At 71.3% G+C, this 21,819-nt stretch carries 20 protein-coding genes; 11 read left to right on the plus strand and 9 right to left on the minus strand.

Annotation, left to right across the window (positions count from 1 at the left end; all coding sequences use genetic code 11):
• Positions 1 to 366: 366 nt before the first annotated feature.
• Positions 367 to 2,952, minus strand: a complete 2,586-nt coding sequence (gene leuS / locus H288_RS0119630; protein ID WP_020094279.1) for a leucine--tRNA ligase — start codon at positions 2,950 to 2,952, stop codon at positions 367 to 369.
• A gap of 268 nt (positions 2,953 to 3,220) precedes the next feature.
• On the opposite strand from leuS, the gene H288_RS0119635 reads away from it, so the two are divergent.
• Positions 3,221 to 3,928, plus strand: coding sequence for a YggS family pyridoxal phosphate-dependent enzyme (locus H288_RS0119635; protein ID WP_199778775.1), 708 nt, complete (start codon positions 3,221 to 3,223; stop codon positions 3,926 to 3,928).
• 51 nt (positions 3,929 to 3,979) lie between these two features.
• On the opposite strand, the gene H288_RS0119640 is transcribed toward H288_RS0119635, so the two are convergent.
• Positions 3,980 to 4,537 carry a L,D-transpeptidase family protein gene (locus H288_RS0119640; protein ID WP_020094281.1) on the minus strand — a complete coding sequence of 186 codons (558 nt, stop codon included), beginning with the start codon at positions 4,535 to 4,537 and terminating at the stop codon, positions 3,980 to 3,982.
• 377 nt (positions 4,538 to 4,914) lie between these two features.
• On the opposite strand from H288_RS0119640, the gene H288_RS0119645 reads away from it, so the two are divergent.
• From H288_RS0119645 to H288_RS0119660, 4 genes are all read left to right on the plus strand, one after another.
• A complete protein-coding gene (locus tag H288_RS0119645) occupies positions 4,915 to 5,601 on the plus strand; it encodes a response regulator transcription factor (RefSeq protein ID WP_020094282.1) in 687 nt (228 codons plus the stop codon).
• Between the two features lie 65 nt (positions 5,602 to 5,666).
• On the plus strand, positions 5,667 to 6,158 hold the full coding sequence (locus tag H288_RS0119650; protein WP_020094283.1) for a Crp/Fnr family transcriptional regulator: 492 nt from the start codon (positions 5,667 to 5,669) through the stop codon (positions 6,156 to 6,158).
• A gap of 36 nt (positions 6,159 to 6,194) precedes the next feature.
• Positions 6,195 to 7,070: a 2,3,4,5-tetrahydropyridine-2,6-dicarboxylate N-succinyltransferase gene (gene dapD, locus H288_RS0119655; RefSeq protein ID WP_020094284.1), complete on the plus strand. Its 876-nt coding sequence runs from the start codon at positions 6,195 to 6,197 to the stop codon at positions 7,068 to 7,070.
• 26 nt (positions 7,071 to 7,096) lie between these two features.
• On the plus strand, positions 7,097 to 7,951 hold the full coding sequence (locus tag H288_RS0119660) for an alpha/beta hydrolase (protein ID WP_020094285.1): 855 nt from the start codon (positions 7,097 to 7,099) through the stop codon (positions 7,949 to 7,951).
• A gap of 35 nt (positions 7,952 to 7,986) precedes the next feature.
• Here the strand turns inward: H288_RS0119660 and H288_RS0119665 are convergent, their stop codons facing one another.
• A complete protein-coding gene (locus tag H288_RS0119665) occupies positions 7,987 to 8,850 on the minus strand; it encodes a hypothetical protein (protein ID WP_020094286.1) in 864 nt (287 codons plus the stop codon).
• A gap of 307 nt (positions 8,851 to 9,157) precedes the next feature.
• On the opposite strand from H288_RS0119665, the gene H288_RS0119675 reads away from it, so the two are divergent.
• The 5 genes from H288_RS0119675 to holA all read left to right on the plus strand — a co-directional run bounded on the left by H288_RS0119675 (position 9,158) and on the right by holA (position 15,233).
• Positions 9,158 to 10,045, plus strand: coding sequence for a phosphatase PAP2 family protein (locus H288_RS0119675; RefSeq protein WP_020094287.1), 888 nt, complete (start codon positions 9,158 to 9,160; stop codon positions 10,043 to 10,045).
• 130 nt (positions 10,046 to 10,175) lie between these two features.
• On the plus strand, positions 10,176 to 12,407 hold the full coding sequence (locus H288_RS0119680; protein WP_020094288.1) for a TonB-dependent siderophore receptor: 2,232 nt from the start codon (positions 10,176 to 10,178) through the stop codon (positions 12,405 to 12,407).
• A gap of 107 nt (positions 12,408 to 12,514) precedes the next feature.
• Positions 12,515 to 13,474: an AEC family transporter gene (locus tag H288_RS0119685; protein WP_020094289.1), complete on the plus strand. Its 960-nt coding sequence runs from the start codon at positions 12,515 to 12,517 to the stop codon at positions 13,472 to 13,474.
• Between the two features lie 169 nt (positions 13,475 to 13,643).
• Entirely contained in the window at positions 13,644 to 14,189 is a 546-nt protein-coding gene (gene lptE, locus H288_RS0119690; protein WP_020094290.1) for an LPS assembly lipoprotein LptE, read from the plus strand.
• A gap of 6 nt (positions 14,190 to 14,195) precedes the next feature.
• The gene (holA, locus tag H288_RS0119695) at positions 14,196 to 15,233 is read left to right on the plus strand and encodes a DNA polymerase III subunit delta (RefSeq protein WP_020094291.1); all 1,038 of its coding nucleotides are present in this window, start codon (positions 14,196 to 14,198) and stop codon (positions 15,231 to 15,233) included.
• Between the two features lie 280 nt (positions 15,234 to 15,513).
• Here the strand turns inward: holA and H288_RS0119700 are convergent, their stop codons facing one another.
• The 4 genes from H288_RS0119700 to mnmG form a co-directional block, all read right to left on the minus strand.
• Positions 15,514 to 16,407, minus strand: coding sequence for a ParB/RepB/Spo0J family partition protein (locus H288_RS0119700; RefSeq protein WP_026605106.1), 894 nt, complete (start codon positions 16,405 to 16,407; stop codon positions 15,514 to 15,516).
• A 61-nt stretch (positions 16,408 to 16,468) separates the two neighbouring features.
• Positions 16,469 to 17,326 (minus strand): AAA family ATPase, encoded by an 858-nt coding sequence (locus H288_RS0119705; RefSeq protein WP_020094293.1) that lies wholly within the window; start codon positions 17,324 to 17,326, stop codon positions 16,469 to 16,471.
• On the minus strand, positions 17,323 to 17,958 hold the full coding sequence (gene rsmG, locus H288_RS0119710) for a 16S rRNA (guanine(527)-N(7))-methyltransferase RsmG (protein ID WP_020094294.1): 636 nt from the start codon (positions 17,956 to 17,958) through the stop codon (positions 17,323 to 17,325). The genes H288_RS0119705 and rsmG overlap by 4 nt, the downstream gene beginning before the upstream one ends.
• On the minus strand, positions 17,955 to 19,856 hold the full coding sequence (mnmG, locus tag H288_RS0119715; RefSeq protein ID WP_020094295.1) for a tRNA uridine-5-carboxymethylaminomethyl(34) synthesis enzyme MnmG: 1,902 nt from the start codon (positions 19,854 to 19,856) through the stop codon (positions 17,955 to 17,957). Before mnmG ends, rsmG begins: the two co-directional genes overlap by 4 nt.
• A 406-nt stretch (positions 19,857 to 20,262) precedes the next feature.
• Between mnmG and H288_RS35685 the strand changes: the two genes are divergently transcribed.
• Positions 20,263 to 20,412, plus strand: a complete 150-nt coding sequence (locus H288_RS35685; RefSeq protein WP_020094296.1) for a hypothetical protein — start codon at positions 20,263 to 20,265, stop codon at positions 20,410 to 20,412.
• A 133-nt stretch (positions 20,413 to 20,545) separates the two neighbouring features.
• Here H288_RS35685 and H288_RS0119725 read toward each other — a convergent pair whose 3' ends face one another.
• The gene (locus H288_RS0119725; protein WP_026605107.1) at positions 20,546 to 20,767 is read right to left on the minus strand and encodes a heavy-metal-associated domain-containing protein; all 222 of its coding nucleotides are present in this window, start codon (positions 20,765 to 20,767) and stop codon (positions 20,546 to 20,548) included.
• A 68-nt stretch (positions 20,768 to 20,835) separates the two neighbouring features.
• The gene (locus H288_RS0119730; protein ID WP_020094298.1) at positions 20,836 to 21,708 is read right to left on the minus strand and encodes a MipA/OmpV family protein; all 873 of its coding nucleotides are present in this window, start codon (positions 21,706 to 21,708) and stop codon (positions 20,836 to 20,838) included.
• Positions 21,709 to 21,819 lie beyond the last annotated feature (111 nt).

Raw genomic sequence — 21,819 nt, forward strand, 5'->3', positions numbered from 1 at the left:
GAAGGAGCCTCGAAGGAGCCTCGAAGGAGCCTCGAAGGAGCCTCGAAGGAGCCTCGAAGGAGCCTCGAAGGAGCCTCGAAGGAGCCCTTTCAGGGCTCGTGCGGCCGACTGGATCCCTCATTCGAGGCCTGCCGGGGCAGGCACCTCACGATCGGATCTACGGACGGACAGAGGATCGAGCGGAACGTCACGATCCGGGGTTCTCTCCATGTCCCGAGGAGGCTCTCGGCCGGCGTCACGCGCTCCGTCATCACGAGCGAAGCGAAGTGACCCAGGGTAGCGCGACCTCGGTGGGCGTCGTGCCGCTGGGTTGCTTCGCTCCGCTCGCAAAGACGGTCAGATCGATGCCATCAACCGGACGCCGGATCACACCACCAGGTTCACGATCCGCCCCGGCACCACGATCACCTTCCGCGGCGCCTTGCCCTCCAGCACCTTCTGGACGGCCTCCAGCGCCAGGGTCGCGGCCTCCACGGCCTTGGCGTCGGCGTCCCGCGGCACGGTCACGTCCGCGCGCTTCTTGCCGTTGATCTGGACCGGCAGGGTGATCTCGTCCTCGACCAGGAGCCCCGCCTCGGTCTCGGGCCAGGGCGCCTGGGCGACGAGGCCACCGCGGCCGAGGACGGACCAGCACTCCTCGGCGAGGTGCGGCATCATCGGGGCGATGAGCTGCACCAGGATGCCGGCCGCCTCCTGGGCGGCACCGGCCGAGACCGGCCCGCGCAGGCCGTCCTCCAGGGCGTTGGCCAGGGTGTAGATGTGGGCGACGCAGCGGTTGAAGCGCAGGCGCTCGATATCGTCCTGCACGGAGGCGAGCGCCCGGTGGGCGGCCTTGCGCAGGGTCAGGTCCGCGGCGCCGTCGCCCGCCGCCTGCCCGGCCGCGTTCACCAGCCGCCAGACCTTCTGGACGAACCGGGCCGCGCCCTGCACGCCCTCCTCGGTCCAGATCACGTCGCGCTCGGGCGGCGAGTCGGACAGCATGAACCAGCGCGCCGTGTCGGCCCCGTAGCTCGCGATGATGTCGTCGGGGTCGACCACGTTCTTCTTCGACTTCGACATCTTCTCGATCGGGCCGATCGCGATCGGCGCCTGAGTTTTCACGTGAAACGCGCGGCGCTCGCCCTCCTCGGTGGCGAAGCGGATCTCGGCCGGCGGCACCCAGGCGCCGGCCGCGTCCTTGTAGGTCTCGTGGACGACCATGCCCTGCGTGAACAGGCCGGCGAACGGCTCGGCCACGCCGGCCCAGCCGGTCTCGCGCATCGCCCGCATGAAGAACCGGGCGTAGAGCAGGTGCAGGATCGCGTGCTCGATGCCGCCGATATACTGGTCCACCGCCAGCCAGCGGTCGACCACGGCCCGGTCGGTGGGCGCGTCCGCCAGCCAGGGCGCGGTGAAGCGCGCGTAGTACCAGGACGAGTCGACGAACGTGTCCATCGTGTCGGTCTCGCGCCGGGCCGGCGCGCCGCAATGCGGGCAGGGCACGTTCCGCCACGCCGCGTCGCGCTCCAGCGGGTTGCCGGGCTGATCGAACGACACCTCCTCGGGGAGCTTCACCGGCAGGTCGGCCACCGGCACCGGGACCGGGCCGCAGCTGTCGCAGTGGATGATCGGGATCGGGCAGCCCCAGTAGCGCTGCCGGGAGACGCCCCAGTCGCGCAGGCGGAACTGGACCTTGCGCCGGGCGACCCCCTCCCCTTCGAGGCGCCGGGCCACGGCCTCGAAGGCCTCGTCCGTGCGCATCCCGTCGAGGAAGCGCGAGTTGATCATCCGCCCGTCCTCGACATAGGCGGTGTCGGTGATCACGAAGCTCGCCGGATCCTGCCCTTCCGGGCAGACCACGGGCGTGTTGCCGAGCCCGTACTTGTTGGCGAAATCGAGGTCGCGCTGGTCGTGCGCCGGGCAGCCGAACACCGCGCCGGTGCCGTACTCCATGAGCACGAAGTTCGCCACGTAGACCGGCAGCTCCCAGGACGGGTCCAGGGGATGGCGGACGGTCAGGCCGGTGTCGAAGCCGTGCTTCTCGGCGGTGTCGATGGCGGCCTGGGCGGTGCCGGTGCGACGGCACTCCTCGATGAAGGTCTGCAGCTCCGGCCGTCCCTCGGCCAGCGCGGCGGCCAGGGGATGGTCGGCGGCGATCGCCAGGAACTTGGCGCCGAACAGGGTGTCGGGCCGGGTCGTGTAGACGGTCACCGGATCGGCCGCGCCGGCCACCGGCCGGGCCAGGGCGAACTGAACCTCCAGGCCCTCCGAGCGGCCGATCCAGTTCTTCTGCATCAGCCGGACCTTCTCGGGCCAGCGGTCCAGCCCGTCCAGGGCGGTCAGCAGGTCCTCGGCGAAGTCGGTGATCTTGAAGAACCACTGGGTCAGCTCGCGCTGCTCCACCAGCGCGCCGGAGCGCCAGCCGCGGCCGTCGATCACCTGCTCGTTGGCCAGCACCGTGTGGTCCACCGGGTCCCAGTTCACCTTCGCGGTGCGGCGGGTGACGAGGCCCTTGGCCAGGAAGTCCAGGAACATGCGCTGCTGGTGCTTGTAGTAGTCGGGATCGCAGGTCGCGATCTCCCGGCTCCAGTCGAGCGACAGGCCCATGGCCTTCAGCTGGTCGCGCATCGACGCGATGTTGGCGTAGGTCCAGTCCCGTGGGTTGACCTTGCGCTCCATGGCGGCGTTCTCGGCCGGCAGGCCGAAGGCGTCCCAGCCCATCGGGTGCAGCACGTTGAAGCCGCGGGCGCGCTTGTAGCGGGCGACCACGTCGCCCATCGCGTAGTTGCGGACGTGGCCCATGTGGATGCGCCCCGACGGGTAGGGGAACATCTCGAGCACGTAGTATTTCGGGCGGCCGTCGGCATTGTCGGTCTCGAACAGCCGCTTCTCGGCCCAGGCCTCCTGCCAGCGCGGCTCGGCATCCTTGGCGTTGTAGCGCTCGACGGGCTGGGGGGCGGTGCTGGCGGTCATGGATCCGGCTGCGTCAGGGGCTCGTCGGTCATTCCGAAGGATGACCACGGCACGGTCGCGCCGCGATAGCATATCTGCGCCGCAGCCGGTCAACGCGGCGCGCGATTCGGGCTTGCGCGGGGCGCGCGAACGCATAGGTCGGCGGGGATCAGGCGCGACGACGACGCGCGCCGAGGCTCATACCACGCAGACCGACGCCCGGCAGCGACAGGACAGGCACGCCATGGACGACGCGACGACCGGCACGAACGCCCCTCCGACCGACGGGATGGGACAGAGGACCGACAAGCTCCCCGTCGGTCAGGCCGATGTCGCGGCCGGGCTCGCCGAGGTGCGCGCCGCCATCGCCCGCGCGGCCGAGGATTCGGAGCGCGACCCGGCCGAAGTGCAACTCGTGGCGGTCTCCAAGACCGTACCGGCCGAGGGCATCCTGCCGGCGCTGAAGGCCGGCCATCGCGTCTTCGGCGAGAACTACGTCCAGGAATCCACCGCGAAGTGGCCGGCCCTCCGCCACCGCTTCCCGGACGTGGAGCTGCACCTCGTTGGGCCGCTGCAATCCAACAAGGCCCGGGAGGCGGTGGCGCTGTTCGACGTGATCCACTCCCTCGACCGGCTGTCGCTCGCGGCGGCCCTGGCCAAGGAGATCGAGCGGTCCGGCCGGACCCCGAAGCTGCTCATCCAGGTCAACACCGGCGCGGAGCCGCAGAAGGGCGGCGTGCTCCCGGACCAGCTCGCCACCCTCCTCTCGGAGTGCCAGGAGACCCACGGGCTGGCGATCCAGGGCCTGATGTGCATCCCGCCCGCGGACGACCCGCCCTCGGCCCATTTCGCCCTGCTGGCCCGGCTCGCCCACGAGCACAACCTGCCGATCCTCTCCATGGGCATGAGCGCGGACTTCCCAGCGGCGATCCAGATCGGCGCCACCCATGTCCGGGTCGGGACCGCGATCTTCGGGGCCCGGACCCGGAAGGCCTGACGCTGGGCCCGGGCCTCAACCTGGGCCCGGGCCTCAACCTGGGCCCGGGCCTCAGCCGATCCGCAGGTGCGTCCGCGGCCCGAGGCGCCCGAGCAGGCGCAGGAGATCGGCCCGGGCCAGGGCGACGCAGCCCTCCGTGGGGCGGTAGCCGTCCCGGGCGATGTGCAGGAAGATCGCCGAGCCCCGCCCCTTCCGGATCGGGGCGCGGTTGTAGTCGAGGTCGATCACCACATCGTAGAGCCCGTCGCCCCGCCACATCGATTCGGCGCTGACCCCCGGGGCCGGCAGGCGGATCGGCCGGTTGTAGCGGCGGTCCCGGCTCTCGTCGCACCAGCCGTCGTCGGGGCGGGTCGCCCGCAGGGGCAGCAGCGTGCGCGGCCGGACCGCGAGGTGGTCGGGCCGGTACGCGCCGCCGCGCAGGCGGAAGCGCCCGCGCGGCGAGCCGCCGTCGCCCTCGCGCTTGTCGCCGACGATCCCGCCCGCCCCGAGGGCGCAGGGAATCACCGCCGGGCCGACGAGGAGCTGCCCGCGCCGCCGGTCCCCGACGAGGGCGCGGACGCGGATCTCCCCCAGGGTCAGGCGGATGGGTCCCCTGCTCGGCCGCCGCATCTCCGTCCTCCCGAATCCGCCCGGTCCCGGGGCCTTATGCCCGGGATCGGTACTTCGAACCGGTGAAAAATTGCGCACAAGGCAACTTCCGGCCACAAAGGATGCTCTATCTCTCGGTTGAACCCGGGCCGCCGAGCCGGGATTCGGGAGCGCGCCAGCCCCCCGCCGCGCCGCGGGGACCGCCGCCGTGATCCCGGAGCGGCGCGCCCCCGATCCCGCAGCCCGTTCGCCGGGGCGCTTGTCACGGCGGCGAAAGGATGCGGAAACACAAGCCTGGGTAGGGTCGTCGCGCGATCCTGCCGAGATCTGACATCATCGCATGCTGCACCCGGCAGGCGGCCCTCGCCCCTCCCGCAGCACGCATTGGGGCCCGGACGATGCCGAATGTCTACCGCCTGCTGATCTGCGACGACGACGCGGTCCTGCGCGATACCCTGACCGAGCAGCTCGATCTCTGCGACGAGTTCACGGTCTTCACCGAGGCCAACGCCACCGACGCGATCCGGCGGGTCGCCGCGGAGCGGATCGACCTCGCCGTCATGGATGTCGGCCTGCCCGACCTCGACGGGCGCGAGGCCGTGCGCCGGATGCGCGCCGCCGGCTTCCGCGGCCCGGTGATCATGCTGACCGCCCAGGATTCCGAGGCGGATCACGTCGAGGGGCTGGAGGCCGGCGCCAACGACTACGTCACCAAGCCGTTCAAGTTCGGCATCCTGCTGGCCCGGATCCGCGCCCACCTGCGCAGCCACGAGGCCTCCGAGGACGCGGTCTTCCAGATCGGCCCGTACACGTTCCGCCCGGGCGCCAAGCTCCTCGTCGGCGAGCGCGGCTCCAAGCTGAAGCTCACCGAGAAGGAGACCGCGATCCTGCGCTTCCTCTACCGGGCGGGCCGGGCCGTGGTGAACCGCGACACCCTGCTGGCCGAGGTCTGGGGCTACAACGCCCAGGTGACCACGCACACGCTGGAGACGCATATCTACCGGCTGCGCCAGAAGATCGAGCCGAACCCCGCCACCGCCGCGATCCTCGTGACCGAGGGCGGCGGATACAAGTTGCTGCCCTGACGAATTGAAGCTTTACGTGTAGGCGATCCGGCGGGTTCGCGTATGCGCAGGGTGGTGAGGCGTTCTTGGGGCTCGACGACGATATCGCGATCCTCGCGGCCGCGCCGCTGTTCGGCTTCCTCGACCGGGACGCCCTGCGCCTGCTGACCTTCGCGGCCGAGCGGCGCGACCTCGCGGACGGCGACCTGCTCTTCGCCCGCGGCGATCCGGCCGATGGCGGCTTCGTGGTGATGGCGGGCACGATCCGCCTGGAGCCCCGGGTTCCGACGGCCGAGCCGGTGCGGGCCGGGCGCTCGGCCCTGATCGGCCAGCTCGCCCTGTTCGTGCGCGGGACGCGCCCGACCGAGGCCCGGGCCGAGGGGAGCGCCGCGGTGATGCGGATCACCCCGATGCTGATGCGCCGCGTGCTGGAGGAGTTCCCCGCCGCCGCGCGGGCCGTCCACGACACCCTGGCGGACGACCTCGCCGGCCTGGTGACCGATCTCGATCAGGTGCGCGAACTGCTCGAGGTCATCGACGGCATCTCCTCAGGTGACAGCTCCGGTGGCCGCTTGTAAGCACGGGCTCCCGCCGCAAGAGTTCTGACCCGTCCCATGTCCCAGGCCGGCAAGCCCCATTCCGATCTCGCCCATTCCGATCTCGCCCAGACCATCGAAGCCGCCTGGGACGACCGCGCCAACGTGTCGACCGCCACCAAGGGCGCGGTGCGCGAGGCGGTCGAGGCGGCCCTGGAGCTGCTCGATTCGGGTAAGGCCCGCGTCGCCGAGAAGTCGGGCAACCACGACTGGGTGGTGAACCAGTGGCTGAAGAAGGCGGTGCTGCTCTCCTTCCGCCTCAACGACATGGCGACGATCGAGGGCGGCCCCGGCGGCGCGCCCTGGTGGGACAAGGTCGCGTCGAAATTCGCCGGCTGGGGCGAGGCCGAGTTCCGCGCCGCGGGCCTGCGCGCCGTGCCGGGCTGCTTCGTCCGCCGGGGCTCCTACATCGCCCCCGGCGCCGTGCTGATGCCGAGCTTCGTCAATCTCGGCGCCCATGTCGGCGAGGGCACGATGGTCGACACCTGGGTGACGATCGGCTCCTGCGCGCAGGTCGGGAAGAACTGCCACATCTCGGGCGGCGCCGGCATCGCCGGCGTCCTGGAGCCGCTCCAGGCCAACCCGGTGATCATCGAGGACGACTGCTTCATCGGCGCCCGCGCCGAGGTGGCGGAGGGCGTCATCGTCGGCCAGGGCAGCGTCCTGTCCATGGGCGTCTATATCGGCGCCTCCACCAAGATCGTCGACCGGACCACCGGCGAGGTCATGTACGGCCGGGTGCCGCCCTACTCGGTGGTCGTCTCGGGCACGATGCCCGGCAAGGCGCTGCCGGACGGCACGCCGGGCCCGGGCCTCTACTGCGCGGTGATCGTCAAGCGCGTCGATGCCGGCACGCGGTCCAAGACCGCCATCAACGAGCTGCTGCGCACCTGATTCATCCGGGACCTGGCTGGAGCGCGATGGAGACGTCCGAGCTGACCCTGACGGTGGCGGGCCGGACGGTGCCGACCCCCTGCGACCGGATCGGGGCGGGGCCGGACGCGCTCCTGCTCCCGGCCCTGTCGACCATCTCGACGCGGGCCGAGATGCGCGGCCTCGCCGGCCGCCTCGGGACGGAGTACCGCTGCCTCGTCCCCGACTGGCCGGGCTTCGGCGCCCGGCCGCGGGCGCGGGTCCCCCTCGCCCCGGCGACCTTCCACGCCTTCCTGGACGCCCTGCTGGCGGCCGCGCCCGGCCCCTACGCCCTCGGCGTCGCGGCCGGCCACGCCGCCGGCTACCTCGTGGCGGCGGCGCGGCGCCACCCGGGGGCCTTCGGGCGGCTGGTCCTGGTGGCCCCGACCTGGCGGGGACCGCTGCCCACCGCGATGCCGGGGCGGGCGCACTGGTTCCCGCGCATCCGCCGGGCCGTGGAGGCCCCGATCCTCGGCGAGGCGCTCTACCGGATCAACATCAGCCCGCCGATCATCGGCCGGATGATGCGCGCCCACGTCTACGCCGACGCGGCCCGGGTCACCCCGGCGGTGGTCCGCGACAAGCACGCCATCACCCGCCAGCGCAACGGCCGCTTCGGCACCGCCGCCTTCGTCACCGGCGGCCTCGACCCGGTGGGCAGCCGCGACGCCTTCCTGGCCCTGTTCGGCGACGGCCTGCCGCCGACCCTGGTGCTGCGCCCCGCGGGCGCCCCGCGGCGCTCGGGCGCCGAGATGGACGCCCTCGTCGCCGGCGGCCGCGTGACCGGCGCCGCGATCCCCGGCGCCCTGAGCCCGCACGAGGAGCATCCGGACGCCGTGGCCGCCGCGATCCGGGAAGGCTGAATCCGTTCGAGGGCTCCCGGAAAGGTTCTAGCCGGTCATCCCGCCTGATCCCACGTTATGATCGGCCTCATGATCGTTTCGCGCTCGTCGACTTCGTGAATGCCGTCGTAGCTGACGCCACAAAACCTCAGGTTATTCTTGTAGAAGAACAAATGGGACGCCATTTCCAGAAGGAAGGTGAATGGCTTCTCGTTCCGATACGTCCCTGTTCTGCGCACGTAGAATTCGGGCTGTCGAACGATGTTCCAGTCTGCGTCAAAAAATCTTCGTATCAATGGAAGGTAGAATTTGACGTACTCGATAAGATGTTCACGCGATTGGAAGCCGATATAGTTGCAGAAAAAATCGGAAATCATGCGGTACTGATCGACGAAGCGCACGCCGTACAGCCCGTCGAGAAAAGCGATTCCCTCATCCTTGATGCCGAGATAGCCAACTTCCTTGTAGAATTGGAGATCTTGGAAATTGGCCTTTCGATCGTACGAAGGTAAGTATCCCCATCCGTAACACTTCAGGCACGGGAAGGCGAACGCCAGCAACGTCTGAAGCTCCAGGGGTAGGGACAGATTCTTCTCGAAGAACCGTGACGACACGACGAAGAACGGATACTGTGCGAAAGGCTTATCGAATTCAGTGAGAAGGAACGACCATTCCGCGATAAATCTGCTCCCGGCGTCAATGATGCTGGGATTGAGGATGCGTTCCTCGATGTACGTGCTCCGAAAATCGCGTGGCGCGCCGGTTTTATCGACGAAATAGAATTTCGCGGGGAGGTCCCTGTCGAAAAATCTCCTGTCTATCGGCGTCGATCTCGCGACATGATTGAATTCATGCGCCGTGATGACGTAGAGGGACCCAAGTTCTTCGCGGCGGTGATCCTTCTTCTGGGTGTCAATCATCAGAGTGCCGCTTTGCGCTGCCCGCGATAGAACATCTACCGGTCAGTGTTGCCGAGCAAACTTGCCTCGGGCTTGCATCGGAGGTTGTCGACGTGCGTTTCCCCGGGCATCGCCATGCTCTGACGACGCTTCGCACCGCGCGCCGATCGGAATGCGCACCTACAACATGCAGCGGTTCATAAGGCGCCTCGGCCGCCGCACGCTGGACAGATCGGGCCGCCTGTGCAGGGACTGAACGGGCCGGCTGAGCCGTTCCTCCGGCAGCGGGCGCGCCCCGCAGATTCCATCCGAGAGAGTCCCGGATCCGATGCTGCGCACGCCGTCCCTGCCCCTCCTCGCCCCGGCCGCCCTCGCCCTCCTCCTGGCCGTCGCGGCCCGCGCCGAGGATTCCCCCCGCCCAGCCCCCTCGGCCCCCCCGGCAACACCGGCGGCCCCGTCCCTCGGTGCCGACACGCTGAAGCCCGGCAAGCCGGCCGTGAAGCCCTATCTGGCCGATGCGGCGGTGCCGGACGCCGTCCAGTTCCTGCCCTCCCCGCCGGCCCACGACGCGCCCCTCGACAAGGCCGACCGGGCGGCCTTCAACAGCACCCGCGCCCTCAAGGGGTCGCCGCGCTGGGAGCTGGCCGCCAACGACGTGTCCGAGGGCGCCGCCGCCGTCCTGGAGAACTTCGCCTGCGTGCTCGGCACCCGGATCGATCAGGCGCGGGTGCCGGCGGTGATCAACCTCCTGGAGCGCGCCCGCCTGGATCTCGCCCGGGCGACGCGGGGACCCAAGGTCCATTACCGGCGCCTCCGCCCGTTCGTCGGCAACGAGGCGCCGATCTGCGTGCAGCGCAGCCAGGCCCTGGCCGACAGCTTCAGCTACCCGTCGGGCCACGCCACGCAGGGCTGGGCCTACGCGCTGATCCTCGCCTCCCTGGTGCCCGAGAAGGCGACCCCGATCCTGGCCCGCGGCCGGGCCTACGGCGAGAGCCGGATCGTCTGCGGCGTGCACTGGCTCAGCGACGTGGCCGCGGGACGCCTGACCGGCACCGCGGTCTTCGCCGCCCTGATGGGCGACGCGGCCTTCCGCGCCGATCTCGACAAGGCCCGCGCCGAGCTTCGCGGCGCCCTCGCCAGCCCCGGGACGGTTCCCGATCAGGCCGCCTGCACCCGGGAGGCGACCGCCCTGCGGGAGCCCCCGCTCGAGTTCTAGGCGCGAACGATTGTAGATTTGAACGCTTCCAAGTGTGTGATTTACAACACGTTTTCGGCTTGATCGAGCGGCCGTGATCGATGGTACGGGAGCCCCGGGCGCCGTGTAGAGGCGCGTTCGTGGGTCCCCGATGTCGTTTCTTTCCGCTCCGTCCGGTCTGCTCCTCGCCACCACCGCGCTGACCACCGTCGCCCTCGTTCCGGCGGCCGCCGCGCAGGGCGCCGCCGTCCAGCTCGACGAGATCTCCGTGGAGGCCGCCCGCCCGGCCGCCGCGGCACCGACGGGCGTCGGCGGCGGCGGCGGCAATGTCAGCCGCGGCGACGGCGGCGGCGCGGCCACCAGCGGCGGCGGCGGCGGGCCCTCCGGCGTCACCGGCTACGTGGCGCGCGTGAGCCCCGCGGCGACCAAGACCAACACGCCCCTGCTCGAGACCCCGCAATCGGTCTCGGTGGTCACCCGCGAGCAGCTCAACGACCGCAACGTGCAGGATCTGGCCCAGGCGATCGCCTACACGCCGGGCGTGTCGAGCAGCGTGTTCGGCTTCGATCCCCGCTACGATGCCTTCTACATCCGCGGCTTCAGCGCGACCTACAACGGCATCTTCCGCGACGGCCTGCGCCTCAATGCCGTGGGCCTGACGATCCCGCGCAGCGAGCCCTACGGGCTGGACGCGGTCACCATCCTGAGGGGTCCGGCCTCGGGCCTCTACGGTCTCGGCTCGCCCGGAGGCATCGTCGACTCGACCTCGAAGCGCCCGGTCTTCGTACCCTTTGGCGAGGTGCAGTTTCAGGCCGGCAACTACGACCGCTTCCAGGGCAATTTCGACATCGGCGGCCCGGTGGCGGGCACCGACGGGACGGTGGCCTACCGCGTGACCGGCGTGAAGCGCCAGTCCAACACCTACCTGCCCGGCGGAGACGACGACCGCACCTTCATCGCCCCGTCCTTCACGTGGCGCCCGGATTCCGACACCAGCTTCACCTTCCTCAGCGAGTATTTCGAGTCGCGCTTGCCGGGAACGTCCTTCTTCTACAACGATCCGGGCTTCCGGGTGACCAATTTCTACTCCGGCGATCCGGCGCTCAACCAGTACAAGCAGCAGCAGTATCGCGTCGGCTACGCCTTCGAGCACAGGTTCTCGCCGGATCTGATCTTCCGTCAGAACTTTCGCTACTATGACGTTCGCGCGGATTACGATTACACGTCGATCACGGGGCTGAACCCGGCCCGGAGCCTGGGCGCGCGGACGGCCGGCGCCTATCTGGACACGCTGGGCCAGATCTCCCTCGACAACCAGCTCGAGGGCCGCTTCACCACCGGTCCGATCCAGCACACCCTGATCGGCGGGGTCGATTACGCCCATTACGACTACACGCGCGCCTTCGGTTTCGGGGCCGCGCCGGACCTCAACCTCCTGACCTTGAACTACGGGCAGCAGGTCATCGCCCGGCCGCGCTACACGAACTTCCAGAGCCAGGCGCAGGATCAGATCGGCGCCTACTTGCAGGATCAGGCCAAGCTCGGGCGCTTCGTGCTGACCCTCACCGGCCGGCACGACTGGGTCTTCCAGAACACGAGCGACCGGACGGCCGGCACGGTCGCCGACCAGACCGATCGGGCCTTCTCGGGCCGCATCGGCCTGAATTACCTGCTCACCGACTTCCTGGTGCCCTACGCCAGCTACGCCACGACCTTCACGCCGCAGGTCGGCGTCGACGTGAACGGGAACCCGTTCAAGGCCGCGACCGGCGACCAGATCGAGGCCGGCGTGAAGGCCGCCATCCCGAACACCAACATCACGACGTCGTTCTCAGGGTTCGACATCGTGCAATCGTCGCTCCTGCGGCAGGATCCGAACAACATCGCCAATCAGGTCGCGACCGGGTCGGTCGAGTCGAAAGGGTTCGAGGCCGAGCTGACGGCGAACTTCGCGCCGGGAACCAACCTGACGCTGTCCTACACCCACCTCAACCTTCGCTATCTGCGCCAGACCTCCCTGGTCACCGGGCGGCCGATCGACGGCAACGCCCTCTCGGGGATCCCGGGCGACAGCTTCACCGCCTTCGGGACCTATCAGTTCGCGCCCGGCTCGCCGCTGGCCGGCCTGCAACTGGGCGGCGGCATCCGCTACGCCGGGACGAGCTTCGCCGACGACGAGAACACCGTCCGCAACCCGACCGTGACCCTGTTCGACGCGCTGGTCGCCTACGATTTCGCGGCCCTCGACCCGAAGTACAGGGGCTTCCGCGCGCAGATCAACGCGTCCAACATCTTCGACCGCAGCTACACGACCTGCCAGGCCGGGTTCTGCTACCGCGGCGCGCCCGCGACAGTCATCGGCAGCCTGATCTACCGCTGGTAATGTCCGGGAGCGGGGGCCGCGGCATGGCAGGTCCCCGTCCCCGGCACTGGAGCCGGGATCGGAAACCGTCCTAAGGCCGGAGCATCGTCCTCCGACCCGGACCCGCCATGCTCTCGACCCTGCTGGTCGTGCTGCCGATCTTCGCGCTGATCTTCGCCGGCTGGCTGGCCCGGCGCGTCGGCGTGCTCGGGGCTGCCGCCACCACCGAACTCAACCGGTTCGTGGTCTTCCTGGCCCTGCCGGCGCTGCTGTTCGACGTGACGGCGCACGCCCACTGGAGCACCATCTGGAAGCCCGGCTTCATCGGCGCCTTCGGACTCAGCAGCCTCGCGATCTTCGCCCTCGCCGTGCTGATCCGCGGCGGGGCGGGGCGGCCGCTGGCGGACGCCGCCGTCGACGGGCTCAACGCCGGCTACGCCAATACCGGCTTCATGGGCTTCCCGCTGGCGCTCGTCGCCTTCGGGCCGGAGGCGCTCGCGCCCACCACGGTGGCGGCGATCCTCACGGTCTGCGGGGTCTTCGCGGTGGCGATCGTGCTCATCGAGACCGGTCTGCGGCGCGAGGCGGCCGCGTCGGGGAGGGGCGGCGGGGCGCGCCGGCCCGTGTGGTGGACGGTCAGCCGCTCGCTGGTGCGCAACCCGCTGCTGGTGGCACCGGCGCTGGGCGCGCTGGTGCCGAGCGCCGGCCTCGCCGTGCCGGACGCGGTGGCCACGTTCCTGAAGCTCCTCGGCGGCGCGGCGGCGCCCTGCGCCCTGGTGGCGCTCGGCCTGTTCCTGGCCCAGCCCCGACAGACCGGGGGCGGGCAGGGGCGCACCGCCGCGCTGCTCGTCGGCCTGAAGCTGGTGCTCCACCCGCTCCTGGCCTACGGCCTCGGCCGCTACCTGTTCGACCTGCCCCCGCTCCTGCTGCACACCGCGGTGCTCATGGCCGCCCTCCCCACCGGCACCGGGCCGTTCATGCTGGCGGAGTTCTACCGGCGCGAGGCCGACCTGACCGCCACCGTGGTGCTGGTCTCGACCGTGCTGGCCGTCGTGACGGTCTCGGCCTACCTCGCGGCGATCGCCTAGGCGGCCCGGTCGATCCCGGGCTCTCCGGACGGCCGCGGCCTCACATTCGGAAACCGGGCGACCACGCTCTTGCCGCAGAGGAATCGTAACGTTTGCCCCGTAGCGTCGTGGCGCGGAACGCCGTGTCCGCGCTAGAACGATCCGACAGGCAGGGGCGGAACGACGGCGGATGGTGGGTTCGGGAGTTTCCATCGCGGGGCGGATCGCCCGCCTCGCCTGCGCGACCGGCCTGGCGCTGAGCCTCTCGGCCTGCTTCCGGCCGCTCTACGGGCCGACCGCCTCGGGGGAATCCGTCCAGGCCCTGCTCGCCTCGGTCCAGGTCGACGACGTCGCGATGGCCCAAGGCCAGGAGCGCCTCGGCCACTACCTGCGCAGCGAGCTGGTCTTCGACCTCGACGGGTCCGGCCACCCGGCGACCAAGCGCTACCGGCTGAAGCTCTCGGGCTCCGAGATCGTGCAGACCCCGATCGTTTCCTCCACCACCGGCCGCGCCGAGGCCGGCACCCTGGTGGCCAACATCAAGTACAGCCTGGAGGATATGGGCGGCACCAAAATCTACACCGAGGGCGTCGCCACCTCGACCGCGACCTACGACCGCTCGGTGCAGCGCTTCGCCAGCCAGCGGGCGGCGCGGGACGCCGAGATCCGTCTGGCCAGCGTGCTGTCCGACCAGATCAAGAGCCGCCTCGCCGCCGTCCTCTCGACGAAGCCGTAATCCGACGTGACGGCGGTCAAGGCCGGCGAGATCGAGGGGCTGATCCGGCGCGGGCCCGATCCGCGCATCCCCGTCATCCTGGTCTTCGGGCCGGATACCGGCCTGGTGACCGAGCGGGCCCGGAAGCTCGCCGAGGATTTCGTCGACGACCCGGCCGACCCGTTCGCGCTGGTGCGGATCGACGGCGACGCCCTCGCCTCCGATCCGGGCCGGCTGTGCGACGAGGCCGGGACCCTGGGGCTGTTCGGCGGCCGGCGGTCGATCTGGGTCCGGCCCGGCACCCGCAACTACGCGCCGGCCGTCGAGGCCGTGCTGGGCGCGACGGTCGCCGACGCCCGCATCGTGGTGGAGGCCGGTGACCTCGCCAAGAACAACCCGCTCCGCACCCTCTGCGAGCGCTCGCCGAAGGCGCTCGCGATTCCCTGCTACGCCGACGACGAGCGGACCCTCTCGGACTTGATCGAGCGCACCCTCCAGGAGCGCGGCCTGCGCATCGACCGCGCCGCACGGGAGGTCCTGGCCCGCAGCCTCGGCGGCGACCGCCGGGCGAGCCTGATGGAGATCGAGAAGCTCGCCCTCTACGCCGCGGGGGAGGGGGACCGGACCGTGACCCTCGAGCACGTGGAGGCCGTGACCAGCGACGTCGCGGCGAGCGTGCTCAACACCCTGATCGACGCCGCCTTCGACGGCCGCCGCGATGCGGTGGAGCGCGACTACCGCCGCTTCCGGCACGAGGGCCTCGACCCGGGCGTGGTGCTGGGCTCGGCGCTGCGGCACGCTCTGACGCTGCTCACCACCCGCCTCGACAATCCCGACAAGACGCCTGCCACGATGGTGGCGACGTGGCGGGGCCTGCATTTCAAGCGCAGGGCCAGCATCGAGGGCCAGCTCGGTGCGTGGCCGCCCGGGACCCTCCGGCAGGCCGTGGCGGCCCTGCAGGAGGCCGTCCTCGCCTGCCGGCGGGCCGAGCCCGACCTGGCCCACGCGCTGGCCTCGGCGGCCCTCCTGCGGGTCGCGGAGGCGGGTGCGCGGCGGCGGCGCTGAGGCCACGCCGTCGGCGGCGCGGATTGCCTTTCCCGCACCGGAGAGGGGGGTACCGCGCGACAGTCTCGGCCGGAGAGGCCCGCATGCGAGAGGGCTGCGACACGACCCGACGCGGACACTGACGCGCGATGTCGGTGCTCCATCGCCCGGCCCGGACCGCCTGACCTGAGCGAGACACCACGCCCTCTACCACCGCGCGCCGCGGCCTGCTGACCGCTCTCGTGCCGGGCCCGCGCCGGGCTCGCTGAGCCCGGGTCCTCAGGCTGGCCCGGACGGTTCCTCAGGCGTCCGAGACCTTGAACCGGTTGAGCAGGGCCTGCAGCTCGTCCTGGGTCTCGTAGCGGATGCGGATCTCGCCCGAATCGGCGTCCTTGGGCTTGTAGGAGACCGGGACGCCGAGGGCCCGGTGGATCCGCAGTTCCAGGTCGCGCACCGTCGCGGGACGCTCGGCCGAGAGGCGCGGGCGCCCGGGGCGGGGCGTCTCGGCCGGGGCGGCCTCCGCGGAGGCGATCGCCTCCACGTCCCGGACCGACAGGCTCTCGGCCACGACGCGCCGCGCCGTCGCCTCCGGATCGCGCACGGCCAGCAGCGCGCGCGCGTGGCCGGCGGTCAGCTCGCCCGCGGTGACCCGCTCCTGCACGGACAGCGGCAGGTTGAGCAGCCGGAGCGTGTTGGCGAGATGGCTGCGGCTCTTGCCGAGGATCTCGGCCAGCTCCTTCTGGGTGTACGAGAAATCCTTCATCAGGCGCTCGTAGCCGGACGCCTCCTCGATCGCGTTGAGGTCGGTGCGCTGGACGTTCTCCAGGATGGCGAATTCCAGGGAGCCGCGGTCGTCGATCTCGACCACCACCACCGGCACCTCGTCGAGGCCGGCGCGCTGGGCGGCCCGCCAGCGCCGCTCGCCGGCCACGATCTCGAAGGTCCCGGGCACGTCGCCGATCGGGCGGACCACGATCGGCTGGATGATGCCCCGCTGGCCGATCGAGGCCGCCAGCTCGGACAGCTCCGTCTCGGCGAAGCTCCGGCGCGGGTTGCGCGGGTTGGCGCGCAGGAACTCGATCGGGACCCGGCGCTGCTCCTCGGCCTTGGCCGAAGCTTTGCCGGCCTCGTTGAAGTCACCGATCAGCGCCGCGAGCCCGCGCCCCAGTCGAGGCTTCGCCCCCTCCTCCGCCATGATCGCCACCCGTGTCACGCTCCACACTCGCCCCTCGAACCGGGAGGGGGACTCAAACCCGTCAGGCCGCGGCCGGAACCCGGCCCTCGCGCTGGATCACCTCCGAGGCGAGGCGCAGGTAGGCCTGACTGCCGGCGCATTTCAGGTCGTACAGCAGCGCCGGCTTCCCGTGCGAGGGCGCCTCGGAGATCCGGACGTTGCGGGGGATCACGGTCTCGTAGACCTTGTCGCCCATGAAGCCGCGCACGTCCGCCACGACCTGGGCGGAGAGGTTGTTGCGCGGGTCGAACATCGTCAGCACGATGCCCTGGATCGTCAGCTTCGGGTTCAGGGCGCCGCGGACCTGCTCGACGGTGCGCAGCAGCTGGCTGAGGCCCTCCAGGGCGAAGAACTCGCACTGCAGCGGCACCAGCACCGCGTCGGCGGCCGCCAGCGCGTTGATGGTCAGCAGGTTGAGCGAGGGCGGGCAGTCGATCAGCACGTAGCTGATCCGGCTGAGGCTCGGTGCCTGCGTCAGGCTCTTCAGCACGCCGCGCAGCCGGTGCGCCCGGTCGGGGAGGGTGGCCAGCTCCAGCTCCAGGCCGAGGAGGTCCATGGTCGAGGGCGCCAGCGACAGCCGCGGCACGGCGGTGGGGACCACCGCCTGCGCCAGCGAGGCCTCGCCGGCCATGACCTCGTAGGTCGAGACCCGGCGCTTGGCGCGGTCGATCCCGAGACCCGTGGAGGCGTTGCCCTGCGGGTCGAGATCGACGACCAGCACGTCCTCGCCGATCGCCGCCAGGGCGGTGCCGAGGTTGATCGCCGTCGTGGTCTTGCCGACGCCGCCCTTCTGGTTGGCGAGCGCCAGAACGCGCAGAGGGCGTCGCATGGATGAATCCATGGACCTGTCGGCGGGGTCGCCGAGGATCGCTTCGCTCATCGGTGGCTCGGGGCGGCGAGGGCAGTGACGCGCACGATCCGGGCTTCGGAATCGGTCCGGCTCGGCACGAGGTCGTTAACGACTCTCCACTGCGCGCCGGCCTGGGTCAATTCTGCTTGTACGTCCCGCCCCTTCGGAAACAGGCCGGTGGTGCCCGTTTTCAACAGAGGCTCCGTCCAGGCGAGGAGCTGCGCCATCGGGGCGAGGGCGCGGGCGCAGACCACGTCGGTCCCGACGTACTCGCCGATCACCGCCTCGACGCGGGCGTTGCGCACCCGGGCCGGCGCCCCGGTGAGCCGGGCGGTCTCGGTGAGGAACGCGCACTTGCGCGCGTTGCTCTCCACGAGATCGACCCGGACGCCGCGCTCCCGGCCGGCGATGGCGAGGATCAGGCCCGGGATGCCCGCCCCGGAGCCGAGATCGAGCCACGTGCGGGCCTCCGGCGCGAGGTCGAGGAGCTGCAGCGCGTCGTCGATGTGGCGGCTCCAGACCTCCGCCAGCGTCGCGGGGCCGACAAGGTTCTTGATCGGCTGCCAGCGCCGCAGCTGCGCCACGTAGAGGTCGAGCCGCTCGGCTGTTTCACGTGAAACACCGGCCGCCGCGAGAACCCGGGCGCGATCCGGATCGCTCATGCCGGGAGCCGGTCCGCGGGGGCCGACGCCGCGCGCGCGCCGCGCCGCGCGTGGGCGGCCAGCAGGGTGAGGGCGGCCGGGGTCACGCCCTCGATCCGCGCCGCCTGTCCGAGGGTCCCGGGGCGCACCGTCTCGAGCTTCACCCGCATCTCATTCGAGAGGCCGCTGATCGCCGCGTAGTCCAGCCCCGCCGGCAGGCGCACGGCCTCGTCACGGCGGAAGGCCGCGATGTCGGCGTCCTGCCGGTCGAGATAGACCGCGTAGGTCGCGTCGGTCTTCATCCGGTCGGCGATCCGCGGGGCGACCTCGGCGAGGTCCGGCCACACCGCCGCCAGGTCGGACCAGCCGATCTCCGGGTAGGCGAGGAGCTGGAAGCCGGTGCGGCGGATGCCGTCGCGGTTCAGGACGATCCCGTGGGCCGCGGCCTGGCTCGGCGTCAGGCTCACCGCGTCGAGGCGGGCGCGCGCCGCGTCGAGCGCCGCCTGCCCGGCCGCGAAATGGGCCGCCCTGTGTCCTCCGACGCAGCCCAGCGCGATCCCGCGCGGCGTCAGCCGGGCGTCGGCGTTGTCGACCCGCAGGGACAGCCGGTACTCCGAGCGCGAGGTGAACATCCGGTAGGGCTCGCTGACTCCCTGGGTCACGAGGTCGTCGATCATCACGCCGAGATAGGACTCGGCCCGGTCGAAGCCCGCGATGCCGAGGCCGCCCGCGTGCCGGGCGGCGTTGAGGCCGGCCACCAGCCCCTGGCCGGCGGCCTCCTCGTAGCCCGTCGTGCCGTTGATCTGGCCGGCCAGGAACAGGCCCGGCAGGCTCTTCACCTGGAGGCCGACGTCGAGTTCCCGGGGGTCCACGTAATCGTACTCGATGGCGTAGCCCGGCCGCAGGATCGCGGCCCGCTCCAGCCCGGGGATCAGGCGGACGAGGTCGTGCTGCACCTCTTCGGGCAGCGCCGTGGAGATGCCGTTCGGGTAGATCGTCGGGTCGTCGAGACCTTCGGGCTCCAGGAAGATCTGGTGCCCCTCCCGGTCGCCGAAGCGCACGACCTTGTCCTCGATCGACGGGCAGTAGCGCGGGCCCCGACTGGCGATGCCGCCGGAATACATCGGCGAGCGGTGCAGGTTGGCGCGGATCAGGTCGTGGACCGCCCGGCTCGTCCGGGTGATGCCGCAGCGGATCTGCGGCGTCGTGATCCGCTCGGTCAGCGTCGAGAACGGCACCGGCTCGGCGTCGGCCTCCTGCATCTCCAGGCCGGACCAGTCGATGGTCCGCCCGTCGAGGCGCGGGGGCGTGCCGGTCTTCAGGCGCCCGAGGCGCAGGCCGAGCCGGTCGAGAGTCCGCGCCAGCCCGACCGCCGGCGCCTCGCCGACGCGGCCCGCCGGGATCTGCCGCCCGCCGATATGGATCAGGCCGCGCAGGAACGTGCCGGTGGTCAGTACAACCGCGCCGCAGGCGAGGGTCCGGCCGTCGGCCAGGACGAGGCCGCGGAGGCGGCCCTCGGCGTCGAAGGCCAAGTCCTCGCAGGCGCCGGCGATGACCGTCAGCCCCTCGGTCCCGGCCACGGCCGACTGCATGGCGGCCGCGTAGAGCTTGCGGTCGGCTTGGGTCCGGGGGCCGCGCACCGCCGGTCCCTTGCGGCGGTTGAGCAGGCGGAACTGGATGCCGGCCGCGTCGGCGACCCGGCCCATCAGCCCGTCCAGGGCATCGACCTCGCGGACAAGGTGCCCCTTGCCGAGGCCGCCGATCGCCGGGTTGCAGGACATCACCCCGATCGTCGCCGGATCGTGGGTGACCAGCGCGGTGCGCGCGCCGCAGCGCGCCGCGGCGGCGGCGGCCTCGACGCCGGCATGGCCGCCGCCGACGACCGCGACGTCGAACCGGGCGGAGGAGGGGGTGAGCATCGGGTACCGAGCAGCCTTTCGCGGACATCCCGCCGCGGGTGCGAGGAGCGCCCCGGGCCGTGCACGGCGGGTGGGCGCGGGACCGGCGGATCTGCCGGGAGGTCTAAGCGCGCGAAGGCGCGCGGGTCAACGCGTCCCGCCCGCCGCAACGACGCCCCCTTCGCCGGCGCCGGCGGCTCCTCTGAATGCGGTATTCAGAACGCCCGCCGCGCGAAGATCTGTCGTTCCCGCGCGCATTGCTGTCGCGGATCCCGCGAGGACTTGGGCGTCGCGCCTTGTCAGCAGCTGCGGGCCGTGCAAATCTTGCGCCGTGACGCGATCCTGTGCGGACAACGCCGTCCGGCAGGCCCACGAGAGGGACCGTTTTCGCCGCGCCGCCGAGCGACGCGCGAGGAGGAGACTCGAGATGTCGTCGCTGACAATCGGCCTGGGCGCCGCCTGTTGCGCGGCCGGCGCCGCCGCCCATTTCCTCGACCGCACCCGGCGCAAGGAAGGCCTGTTCGGCCTCGCGGGCTTCGCCCTGCTCCTGACCGGGATGTTCCTGAGCCGCTCCTGAGGGGGGGCGGGGGCGCGTCGTCTCGGGCCAGGCTTCACGGCCGAGCGTCGCGCCGGCCGGGAGGACCGCACCGTGCGCGCGGACGGCCGCACGGTGCCACCCGCGGCCCGCGAACGCGGGACGCCGAGCCGGCTCAGCCGGTCATGGCCGTCGCGGTGTAGCCGGCCTTGGTCAGGGCCTCGGCGATGGTCAGCGCCTGCGCGTCGGTGCGGATCGCCACGCGCGCGGCGTCCCGGTCGACCTGCACGTCGGCCGCGGGATCGATTCGTTTCACCGTGCGGGTCACCGCGGCGGCGCAGCCGTCGCAGGTCATGCCCTCGACCCGCATCAGCAGGTCGGCGCGCGTCTCGTCCATCGGGGCCTCCATAACCGCTTCCCCGGGATGTCGGGGCCCGGCGGGGCCGGCGCAAGCCGGGTGTCGGCTCAGAACAGCGCCGGCATGCGGAAGGCGTAATCGATGCGCAGGCCGAACTGATACTGGTTGGGGTTGCCGAACGGGCGCCGCACCAGCGGGCTGTCGCCGGAGGCGCCCAGGATCCGGGTGTAGCCGGCATAGGCCGTGTAGGCCCAGGTCTCGCTCTGCGTGTAGGTCATGCCGCCGAGCACGCCGGCCGAGTAGAAGCTGCGCGGATCGTAGGGGGTGACGCGCCCGTTCAGCGCCGCCTCGATCGGCGAGACACCGAAGTACTTCCGGGCGTAGCTGGCATCGCCGACATTGAGGCGCGGCCCGATGGAGAACAGGAACTTCTCCGCCGGGATCAGGTAGTCGGCCGCCACCGAGCCGACCGTTCCGTGGTGCCCGTAGACGCCCTGGCGCAGCTCGACGCGGGTCCGGATGAACGAGACCGGGTAGAACTCCGCGAACACGCCGGGCTCCACGGCGAAGCGGGCGTCGCGGAAACCGTACAGGTGGCGCCGGTCGTCGCCGTAGTAGCGCCCCGGCACGAAGCGCGCGGTCGGGCCAACGCGGAACGACTCGGTGTCGAAGAGCGAGAAGCTGAACCCGTCATCCGGCGTCGAGAAGCGGCGCGGCTCGCCGACCCGGCGGATGTCGATCGACGGGTAACCGACGGCCGTGTAGTCGCTCGCGCCCGGATAGCGCGGGACGGCCTGGATCGAGCCGCTCAGCGTGACGATCCAAGTGTTGGGATCGACCATCGCGAAGGTCGGCGTGGTGCGCGGAAGATCCGCGCCGAGATCCGCGGCCCGCGGCGCCGTCGTGCCGAGGGTCGCGAGGAGCGCGCCGGCGCCGAGAACGGCGCGAAATCGGGGAGTACGCGGGGGGGCGGGCGTCATGGCCACGCTTTATGATCCTTTTTCATCCCGTCCGCATTCGCAAGCCGCGCAACCCTCCCCGGATCGCCCCGCAATCGGGTCCGCCGTGATGAATCCGCAACGTTCCAGCGG

It is taken from the genome of Methylobacterium sp. 285MFTsu5.1 (assembly GCF_000383455.1).
Lineage (GTDB): Bacteria > Pseudomonadota > Alphaproteobacteria > Rhizobiales > Beijerinckiaceae > Methylobacterium.

What these genes read in the sequence shown, in the direction of transcription:
- leuS (WP_020094279.1), bottom strand. Translation starts at nt 2,952, where the DNA reads ATGACCGCCAGCACCGCCCCCCAGCCCGTCGAGCGCTACAACGCCAAG.
- H288_RS0119635 (WP_199778775.1), top strand. Translation starts at nt 3,221, where the DNA reads ATGGGACAGAGGACCGACAAGCTCCCCGTCGGTCAGGCCGATGTCGCG.
- H288_RS0119640 (WP_020094281.1), bottom strand. Translation starts at nt 4,537, where the DNA reads ATGCGGCGGCCGAGCAGGGGACCCATCCGCCTGACCCTGGGGGAGATC.
- H288_RS0119645 (WP_020094282.1), top strand. Translation starts at nt 4,915, where the DNA reads ATGCCGAATGTCTACCGCCTGCTGATCTGCGACGACGACGCGGTCCTG.
- dapD (WP_020094284.1), top strand. Translation starts at nt 6,195, where the DNA reads ATGTCCCAGGCCGGCAAGCCCCATTCCGATCTCGCCCATTCCGATCTC.
- H288_RS0119660 (WP_020094285.1), top strand. Translation starts at nt 7,097, where the DNA reads ATGGAGACGTCCGAGCTGACCCTGACGGTGGCGGGCCGGACGGTGCCG.
- H288_RS0119665 (WP_020094286.1), bottom strand. Translation starts at nt 8,850, where the DNA reads ATGATTGACACCCAGAAGAAGGATCACCGCCGCGAAGAACTTGGGTCC.
- H288_RS0119675 (WP_020094287.1), top strand. Translation starts at nt 9,158, where the DNA reads ATGCTGCGCACGCCGTCCCTGCCCCTCCTCGCCCCGGCCGCCCTCGCC.
- H288_RS0119680 (WP_020094288.1), top strand. Translation starts at nt 10,176, where the DNA reads ATGTCGTTTCTTTCCGCTCCGTCCGGTCTGCTCCTCGCCACCACCGCG.
- H288_RS0119685 (WP_020094289.1), top strand. Translation starts at nt 12,515, where the DNA reads ATGCTCTCGACCCTGCTGGTCGTGCTGCCGATCTTCGCGCTGATCTTC.
- lptE (WP_020094290.1), top strand. Translation starts at nt 13,644, where the DNA reads ATGGTGGGTTCGGGAGTTTCCATCGCGGGGCGGATCGCCCGCCTCGCC.
- H288_RS0119700 (WP_026605106.1), bottom strand. Translation starts at nt 16,407, where the DNA reads ATGGCGGAGGAGGGGGCGAAGCCTCGACTGGGGCGCGGGCTCGCGGCG.
- H288_RS0119705 (WP_020094293.1), bottom strand. Translation starts at nt 17,326, where the DNA reads ATGAGCGAAGCGATCCTCGGCGACCCCGCCGACAGGTCCATGGATTCA.
- rsmG (WP_020094294.1), bottom strand. Translation starts at nt 17,958, where the DNA reads ATGAGCGATCCGGATCGCGCCCGGGTTCTCGCGGCGGCCGGTGTTTCA.
- mnmG (WP_020094295.1), bottom strand. Translation starts at nt 19,856, where the DNA reads ATGCTCACCCCCTCCTCCGCCCGGTTCGACGTCGCGGTCGTCGGCGGC.
- H288_RS35685 (WP_020094296.1), top strand. Translation starts at nt 20,263, where the DNA reads ATGTCGTCGCTGACAATCGGCCTGGGCGCCGCCTGTTGCGCGGCCGGC.
- H288_RS0119725 (WP_026605107.1), bottom strand. Translation starts at nt 20,767, where the DNA reads ATGGACGAGACGCGCGCCGACCTGCTGATGCGGGTCGAGGGCATGACC.
- H288_RS0119730 (WP_020094298.1), bottom strand. Translation starts at nt 21,708, where the DNA reads ATGACGCCCGCCCCCCCGCGTACTCCCCGATTTCGCGCCGTTCTCGGC.